We start from the raw sequence: 7,557 nt of genomic DNA, 5'->3' as shown, positions 1-7,557 counted from the left end.
CCGAAAGATCCCACGGTCGGGACGAAGAGCTGGCCTGCAATCGAACAAAGAGCTGATCATAAATCTTGACACACCAAACCCCCATGTGAGCAATCCAGACTGTACCCGCAGAGACATTTCTGAATTGCTTTTCTTCGCTCGCAATGACGGCGGTAAAACAACATCGAGATTCCGGGGCTAGCGCTACGCGCATCTCGGACGGGAGGAGAGAGAGGCCATGAGCAACGATCTCGAACAGCTCACCGCACTCAACCGCGACTATGTCGCTTCGGTCCAGAACTGCGACGTCAAGCGCTTCGACGAGATCCTGGCGGCGGAGTTCTACTGCTCCAATCCCGACAAGACGCTGGTCGACCGTGCGGCCTTCCTGGAGCAGACGGCGCGGCCGATCGCGATCCGCAATCTGCATGAGCACGACGTCATCATCCGCATCATGGGCGATTTCGCCATCATCCACGCCGCGACGAGCTACACCATGGCGGACGGCCAGCATGCTACGGGACGATATACCGATTGTTGGGCGAAGCAGAACGGCAAGTGGCTGGCGGTGTCGGCGCACGTGTCACGGTGAGTTAGGCACACAGCCGGCATCCCCAGCGCTATCATGCCCCGCGAAGGCGGAGCATCCAGTACTCCGCGGCGGTTCGTTCACGCAACTTCCGTCGCAGCGTATTGGATCGCCCGGTCAAGGCCGGGCGATGACACAGTGGTTGTGTCAGCTATCGAACACGATCACGCTGCGCAGCGTCTTGCCGGCTTTCATGTTGGCAAAGCCCTCGTTGATCTCGCTTAGCTTCAGCTTGGCCGAGATCCAGTCCTCCAGGTGCAGCCGGCCGCGCAGGTAGAAATCGACCAGGCGCGGCATGTCGACGCGGAAATGGTTGGAGCCCATCGAGGAGCCCTGGATCTTGCGCTCGCGCAGGAAGTCGAAGCCGTGCAGCTCGATCTTCTGTCCGAACGGGATCATGCCGACGATGGTCGCGGTGCCGCCGGAGGCGAGCATGCCGAACGCCTGCTCGGCGGTCTCCTTGCGGCCGAGCACCTCGAACGAATGATGCACGCCGCCATTGGTGAGGTCGCGCACCTGCTTCACGACGTCACCATCGGCGGGATTGATGATGTCGGTCGCGCCCAGCTTGGTCGCGAGCTGCAGCTTGGCCGGATTGGTATCGATGGCGATGATGCGGCCGGCGCCGGCGATCTGCGCGCCGTTGATCGCGGCCATGCCGACGCCGCCGCAGCCGATCACCGCCACGGTCTCGCCGGCCGTCACCTTTGCCGTGTTCACCACCGCGCCATAGCCGGTGATAACGCCGCAGCCGATCAGCGCGGCGAGATCGAGCGGCATTTCCTTCCGGATTTTGACGATCGCATTCTCGTGCACCAGCATCTGCTCAGCGAAGGACGAGAGGTTAAGAAACTGGTGCAGCTTCTCAGGTTTCGCCCACTGCATCCGGTCGGAGACGCCCGGCAGCATCTTCACCGTCGTGTCGGTGCAGAGCACGGTGCGACCCGTCGTGCAATTGTCGCAAGTGCCGCAGAAGACCGAGAGGCAGGTGACGACGTGATCGCCCGGCTTGACGTAAGTGACGTCGGAGCCGACCTGTTCGACCACGCCGGCGGACTCGTGCCCAAGCACCGCGGGTAACGGATGCGGATAGAGGCCTTCCATGAAGTGCAGATCGGAATGACAGAGCCCGGCGACTGCGGTGCGGATCAGGACCTCGCGCGGGCCGGGCTTCGGCAGGCTGATGTCCTCGATGACGAGCGGCTGATTGACTTCATAGAGGACGGCGGCCTTCATCGGTGTTTCCTCATGCTGTTTCGTTGAGTGCATTCCTCACCTCTCCCTATGGGAAAGGTGAAAGGAGCCTACGCCGCCAGAACCAGTTCGCCAACCTCGCTCATGGTGGCGTCGCGATCGCCGAGCAGCAGCGCGGCGATCTTCTGCTGCACTGGATTTTCCGTCAGCCGGAACGGATCGCTCGGCAGGACGCGATGGTCGATCACGAGCCGCGACAGCAGCAGCCGGCGCGCGTCGCCGCGCATGTCGTGGATGCGATGCGATTCCCAGGCGAGCGCGACGGCGCTCGCGACATGATAGAGCAGGCTGGTGGCGCGCCGCGCATCGGCCTCGTATTCGACCTTGGCAGCGACCTCTCGCGCGAAGCCGACGGCGCCATCGGTGAGGCGGCGCAGATTATCGCGCCAGGCCTGTGGCACGGAGGCGCTGTCGTCGAGCCGGGCATGCAGATCGGCCGCGAGCGCGGACTCCGCGCCATGACGGCCGACCGCGCGCCGCAGCGCATCGATCGCGACAATGTTGCCGGTGCCTTCCCAGACCGAGCCGAGATGCGCATCGCGCAGCAGGCGCGCGGTGGCGAATTCCTCGATATAGCCGATGCCGCCGCGCATCTCGAGCGCATCTCCGCAGACCTTTCGCGCGTCGCGCGTGGCGCGGAACTTCAGCGTGGGGGTGAGAATGCGCAAGAGCGCCGCCGCATCCTGGCTGCCGGCTTCGGCGCGGTCGAGCGCGTCGGCGGTGAGGAAGCTCATCGACAGCGCTTGCTCGACCGGCAGCATGATTTTCAGCATCTGCCGGCGACCGAGCGGCAGGTCGATGATGCGATTGCCGAACACGACGCGGTTCTTCGCGACGGCAAGCGCGTCGTGATAGGCCCGGCGCATCAGCGCGGTGGATTTGACACCATTTGAGAGCCGCGACGAGTTCACCATCTCGGCCATCTGCACGAACCCACGGTCGAGCTTGCCCACTGCGTAGGCGATCGCGCCTTCGAGCTTGATCTCGCCCGAAGCCATCGAGCGGGTGCCGAGCTTGTCCTTGAGACGCACGATCCGGTAGCTGTTTTGCGAGCCGTCGTCGAGGAAGCGCGGCATCAAGAACAGGCCTACGCCGCGCGTGCCCGGGCCGGCGCCTTCAGGACGCGCCAGCAGCATCACGATCTTGGCGTCGGCGTTCGAGCAGAACCATTTTTCGCCGTAGAGGCGCCAATGGTCGCCTTCCTGCACCGCGCGGGTCGTCAGCGTGCCGACGTCGGAGCCGCCTTCTTTCTCGGTCATGAACTGGCCGCCCTGGGTCAGCTTGCTCATGTCGGTCTGGGTCAGGCCATCCAGATATTTCGCCTTCAGCGCTTCACTGCCGAAATTCGCCAACAGTTTTGCGCAGCCGTCGGTGACGTTGATCGGGCAGCCCATGCCGAATTCGGTCTGGTTGAACAGGAAGGTGAAGGCGTGCTTGGCCACCACGGGATATTTGTCCGGCCAGCCCATGATGCCCTTGCGGATCGAGAGCGCGTGGATGCCGAATTCGCCGAACGCGGCCTTCTCTAGCTCGCGATAGGCCGGATGATACTCGATCCATTGTATGTCGCGGCCGAACTTGTCGCGCTGATGCAGGATGGGCGTGTGCCGGTCGGCAAGCCGCGCGCATTCGTCGAGCTGGCCGCCGGCGAGTTCGCCGAGGCGATCGAGATGCGGCTCGATATGGCGGAACAGCGTGTCCGGCAGATGGATGCGCAAGAGGTCCGTCAGTCCGGGATCGGCGCGGTAGAAATTCATGCCAGTGGTATCGGGTGCCAGCAGGCCGGATGGCTCGACCGCGATACGTGCTGGCGGCGCTGGGATCGGCTTGTGCATGATCGTCCTCTCGTTTCCGCCCGACGGCAATTCTTTGCGCTTGCCGCTTGGGATGATGTCGATCATGCTCCAGAGGCGAATGCGGATAAAGCCGCAAATCGTCAGGGCGGCATGATCGCCGTGAGGGAGCAATTCACTCTGCGGAATTGTGACCGCCCCGGCTGGTCGTCCGCGCAGACCATGCTTAGATCAACGGCTCCTTGTCTGCGAGAGATCACGCCATGGAACACCCAAAATACAGGATCGCGCTCATCATCGGCGCCGGCGAAGGATTGAGCGCCTCGCTGGCAAGGCTCTTTGCGGCCCAGAACATCCGCGTCGCCCTTGCCGCGCGCAAGATCGAGAAGCTGGGCGCGCTCTGCACCGAGACCGGGGCCAAAGCCTATGCCTGCAACGCCACGGAGCCAGAGGAGGTTGAGCGATTGTTCGGCCTGGTCGAGCGCGAGATCGGCACGCCCGACCTCGTCGTCTACAACGCCAGCGGGCGCACGCGCGGACCGCTCGTCGACCTGGTCCCTGCCGATGTCGCGCACGCCATCGCGGTCAGCGCTTATGGCGGCTTCCTGGTGGCGCAGCAGGCGGCCAAGCGTATGCTGCCGAACAGGCACGGCGCGATCCTGTTCACCGGCGCCTCCGCCAGCGTCAAGGGCTATGCGCAGTCGGCGTCGTTTGCGATGGGCAAGTTCGCGCTGCGCGGACTCGCACAGAGCATGGCGCGCGAATTGTCGCCGCAGGGCATCCATGTCGCGCATTTCGTCATCGACGGCGCTATCCGCAGCGCGACGCGGACCGAGCCGGCCGACAAGCCGGACTCGATGCTCGACCCTGACGCCATCGCGCAGAGCTATTGGAACGTGTTGCAGCAGCCGCGCAGCGCCTGGAGCTGGGAGCTGGAGCTGCGGCCATGGGTGGAGACGTTTTGAGGCGGTGTTTTGAGGCAATAACGTCACAACAATCGTCATCGCGAGCGAAGCGAAGCAATCGAGATATCTTCGCGGAGACAAACTGGATTGCTTCGTCGCCAGCGCAGACTTGCGTCGCAATTTTGTCGCGGGCTGCTCGCCATGACGAAGAGAGGGAGCGACATGACCACGGAAACCACCATCGATACCGGCACCAACGAGCTGCTCTGCGTCATCCGCGAGCGCGTCGCTGTCATCACGCTGAACCGGCCGGAGGCGCGCAACTCGCTGTCCGATACGTTAACGCCGGCGCTGCGCACGATGATCCGGAGCTGCGGCGAGAACCCTGATGTCGGCGCACTGCTGCTCACCGGCGCGGGCGAAGCGTTCTGCGCCGGCGGCAACGTCAAGGGCATGGGTGCGCATCGCGATTCAAAGAAGCTGGAGATGTCGCTTGAGGATCGCATCGCCGATCTCCAGGAGCGGCAGCGCCTGCTCACCGGCGCGCTGGTGTCGGTGCGCAAGCCCACCATCGCCGCCCTACCCGGCCCCGCAGTCGGCGCCGGGCTTGCCATCGCCATGGCCTGCGACATCCGCATCGCCGCGCAATCTGCGTTCGTTGCCACCGGCTACGCCCGCATCGCGCTCAGCGGTGATTACGGCATCGCCTGGCTGCTGACCCGGCTGGTCGGCACCGCGCGGGCGCGCGAATTGATGTTCACCGGCGATCGCGTCGATGCCGCGCGCTGCGAGGCGATCGGCCTCGTCAATCGCGTCGTGCCCGACGACTTGCTGCAAGCCGAGGCTTTCGCGCTGGCCAAATCGCTCGCCGAAGGCCCTCGCCTCGCGCTGCGCTACATGAAGGACAATCTCGACGAAGCCCTGCTCTTCGACTTCGAGACCGCGCGCGACCACGAGGCCGAGCGGCTGGTGCGCCTCACCGCGACCGCCGATCACAAGGAGGCCGTGCAGGCCTTCATCGAGAAGCGCAAGGCGGTGTTCACGGGGAAGTAGGCCGAAGAAGGCTGCGTGAAGGCAAAAAAATGCCCGGCTCTGGCTTGGCCAGGCCGGGCTCGGAGTGTGTCAGGCCGAGGCTGAGGGGCTGTCGGCCTGACGGGAAAGGGCGGCGAGGCGCCAGCTCGCACAGGGAATGTCTTTCGGTGCGACCGCGATCTTCTTGTCGAAGCGCACCAGCTTCCAATCGTCGGGATGATTGACGAAAGCGAAGCCGGATTTGCGGGCGAGCGAGATCATGGTCTCGTTGGAGCGCAGCGTCTCGCCAAAGATGTGCTCGGCGCGCAGCGCAGCGGCGCGGCATTCCAGGTTCTTCAGAAGCGCAGTGGCGATGCCGTGACCGTGCCAGCGGTCGTCGACCGACAGGCCGAACTCGACCGCTGCGGTCTCGGCATGGAGCGCATAGCGCATTTCGGCGACGATAGTCTCGAAGCCGTCGACCATCATGGTCGCCACCACGGTGAAGCGCTCGCGCTCTCCGACATCGAGGAAATCGTGCAGGAGTCCCTTCGGCAATTCGCTGATCGCGCCGAAGAAACGGTTGTAGCGGGACCGGGTCGAGAGCGACCGGAAATAATGCTGGAGCTCCTCTGTGTCGCGCGGCTCGGCGAAGCGAACATTGAGCGTCTCACCCTGCCGGGTGCGCAGCGAATCGGAATATTGCCTCAGGTCTTCCAGACGAAGCGTACTCATGACACATGCCGCAAAGGGAAAGGGACCGCCGGCGCCCCTGTGATCAGGCGGCGCCGGCCTGGCGGCCGATCAGGCCCGCCAGAAGGGTTTGTCGGCTTCATAAGCCACATCGCTCCAAGTCAGGCCGACGTCCTGCAGATCACGCGCAGTCCAGTTGGTGAGCTCGCGCCGGGTCCGGTAGCGTTCGTGCCAGATGTGGAGGGTGTCGCCGATCTGGTGGATCAGGCTCGGCGCATGATGATTTGTCATCGAATTTTGGGTCAAGGTAGACATCTTCAGCTCCTAGAGCTAACCTGAGCGCTAATATCTGCCTGCTGCTGCGCCGCGACAAACGACAATTTGTACCTTTCCGCATGAAATAACGTCATACATCCTGCTGCCAAATGACTGCCAGATTGCCATCCCTGAACGGATTGCGAGCGTTCGAGGCCGCCGCGCGCCATCTCAGTTTCACGTTGGCGGCGACCGAACTGAACGTGACCCAGACCGCGATCAGCCATCAGATCCGCAGGCTGGAGGAGGAGCTCGGCATCCGCCTGTTCGTCCGGCAGAACCGCGCGCTGACGCTCACGCCGGAAGCGCGTGACTATTTGCCGGGCGTCCGCGCTGCCTTCAACGATCTCCGCCTCGCCACCGACCGGTTGCTGCGCAAGGACGACGACAAGGTGCTGACCGTGTCGACGCTGGCTTCGCTCGCCGCAAAATGGCTGCTGCCGCGGCTAACCGATTTCCAGGAGCAGCACCCCGGCATCGACGTACGCATCACCACCTCGACCAGTCTTGTCGACTTCCAGCGCGACGACGTCGATGCCGCGATCCGCTACGGCCGCGGCCAGTGGCCGGGCTTGCGTGCCGACTGGCTGATGGCGGACGAGCTGTTTCCGGTGTGCAGTCCCTCCCTACTGCGCGGCGACAAGCCGCTACGCCGGCCCGAAGACCTGCGAAACCATTCGCTGCTGCACACCTCGAATGCCAACAGCGACGATTGGCGGCTGTGGCTGACGGCGGCGGGCCAGCCAGCCGATATCGCCAGGCAGCCCGGCATCACTTTCGACATGATCTTCATGACCATCCAGGCCGCGATCGACGGCATCGGCGTCGCGATGGGCCGGACCTCCTACGTTCAGGACGATATCGCCAAGGGCCGCCTCGTGGTGCCCTTCAAGATCGCGCTGCCGGCCGATGCCGGCTTCTACCTCGTCTCGCCGGAGGGCCGCCGCGAAGCGCCGAAATTGGCCGCTTTCCGGGACTGGATGATCGCTGCGACGCAAAACAAGACCTGAACAATCAT

9 protein-coding genes are annotated in these 7,557 nt (G+C 64.0%); 5 read left to right on the top strand and 4 right to left on the bottom strand.

What is annotated here, in order from left to right; translation table 11 throughout:
• Positions 1–181 (top strand): hypothetical protein (locus IVB12_RS37660; RefSeq protein WP_247308141.1); only part of this gene is annotated, 181 nt, incomplete at its 5' end.
• A gap of 36 nt (positions 182–217) precedes the next feature.
• Positions 218–571 carry a nuclear transport factor 2 family protein gene (locus tag IVB12_RS37655; RefSeq protein ID WP_247308138.1) on the top strand — a complete coding sequence of 118 codons (354 nt, stop codon included), beginning with the start codon at positions 218–220 and terminating at the stop codon, positions 569–571.
• 144 nt (positions 572–715) lie between these two features.
• Here IVB12_RS37655 and IVB12_RS37650 read toward each other — a convergent pair whose 3' ends face one another.
• Together IVB12_RS37650 and IVB12_RS37645 are read right to left on the bottom strand one after the other, a co-directional pair.
• A complete protein-coding gene (locus tag IVB12_RS37650; RefSeq protein WP_247278957.1) occupies positions 716–1,804 on the bottom strand; it encodes a Zn-dependent alcohol dehydrogenase in 1,089 nt (362 codons plus the stop codon).
• 68 nt (positions 1,805–1,872) lie between these two features.
• Complete coding sequence (locus IVB12_RS37645; protein WP_247308135.1) at positions 1,873–3,657, bottom strand: acyl-CoA dehydrogenase family protein; 1,785 nt, start codon at positions 3,655–3,657, stop codon at positions 1,873–1,875.
• Between the two features lie 221 nt (positions 3,658–3,878).
• On the opposite strand from IVB12_RS37645, the gene IVB12_RS37640 reads away from it, so the two are divergent.
• Both IVB12_RS37640 and IVB12_RS37635 read left to right on the top strand, forming a co-directional pair.
• Positions 3,879–4,580 carry an SDR family NAD(P)-dependent oxidoreductase gene (locus IVB12_RS37640; RefSeq protein ID WP_247308132.1) on the top strand — a complete coding sequence of 234 codons (702 nt, stop codon included), beginning with the start codon at positions 3,879–3,881 and terminating at the stop codon, positions 4,578–4,580.
• A 162-nt stretch (positions 4,581–4,742) separates the two neighbouring features.
• The gene (locus IVB12_RS37635) at positions 4,743–5,573 is read left to right on the top strand and encodes an enoyl-CoA hydratase (protein WP_247308127.1); all 831 of its coding nucleotides are present in this window, start codon (positions 4,743–4,745) and stop codon (positions 5,571–5,573) included.
• Between the two features lie 69 nt (positions 5,574–5,642).
• Here IVB12_RS37635 and IVB12_RS37630 read toward each other — a convergent pair whose 3' ends face one another.
• The gene (locus IVB12_RS37630; protein ID WP_247308125.1) at positions 5,643–6,266 is read right to left on the bottom strand and encodes a GNAT family N-acetyltransferase; all 624 of its coding nucleotides are present in this window, start codon (positions 6,264–6,266) and stop codon (positions 5,643–5,645) included.
• A gap of 69 nt (positions 6,267–6,335) precedes the next feature.
• The gene (locus IVB12_RS37625) at positions 6,336–6,539 is read right to left on the bottom strand and encodes a DUF1127 domain-containing protein (RefSeq protein ID WP_247278962.1); all 204 of its coding nucleotides are present in this window, start codon (positions 6,537–6,539) and stop codon (positions 6,336–6,338) included.
• Between the two features lie 110 nt (positions 6,540–6,649).
• Here IVB12_RS37625 and IVB12_RS37620 point away from each other — a divergent pair, with 110 nt between their 5' ends.
• Positions 6,650–7,549, top strand: coding sequence for a transcriptional regulator GcvA (locus IVB12_RS37620; protein ID WP_247308121.1), 900 nt, complete (start codon positions 6,650–6,652; stop codon positions 7,547–7,549).
• The last annotated feature ends 8 nt before the right edge of the window (positions 7,550–7,557 follow it).

The sequence above is a fragment of the Bradyrhizobium sp. 179 genome (assembly GCF_023073535.1).
Taxonomy (GTDB): domain Bacteria; phylum Pseudomonadota; class Alphaproteobacteria; order Rhizobiales; family Xanthobacteraceae; genus Bradyrhizobium.
The sequence above is the reverse complement of the archived record's forward strand: the minus strand, read 5'-3'. Positions and strand labels throughout refer to the sequence as shown.

Bases quoted from the DNA above. Each gene is read 5' to 3' on its own strand.
- IVB12_RS37655 (WP_247308138.1), top strand. From the start codon at position 218: ATGAGCAACGATCTCGAACAGCTCACCGCACTCAACCGCGACTATGTC.
- IVB12_RS37650 (WP_247278957.1), bottom strand. From the start codon at position 1,804: ATGAAGGCCGCCGTCCTCTATGAAGTCAATCAGCCGCTCGTCATCGAG.
- IVB12_RS37645 (WP_247308135.1), bottom strand. From the start codon at position 3,657: ATGCACAAGCCGATCCCAGCGCCGCCAGCACGTATCGCGGTCGAGCCA.
- IVB12_RS37640 (WP_247308132.1), top strand. From the start codon at position 3,879: ATGGAACACCCAAAATACAGGATCGCGCTCATCATCGGCGCCGGCGAA.
- IVB12_RS37635 (WP_247308127.1), top strand. From the start codon at position 4,743: ATGACCACGGAAACCACCATCGATACCGGCACCAACGAGCTGCTCTGC.
- IVB12_RS37630 (WP_247308125.1), bottom strand. From the start codon at position 6,266: ATGAGTACGCTTCGTCTGGAAGACCTGAGGCAATATTCCGATTCGCTG.
- IVB12_RS37625 (WP_247278962.1), bottom strand. From the start codon at position 6,539: ATGTCTACCTTGACCCAAAATTCGATGACAAATCATCATGCGCCGAGC.
- IVB12_RS37620 (WP_247308121.1), top strand. From the start codon at position 6,650: ATGACTGCCAGATTGCCATCCCTGAACGGATTGCGAGCGTTCGAGGCC.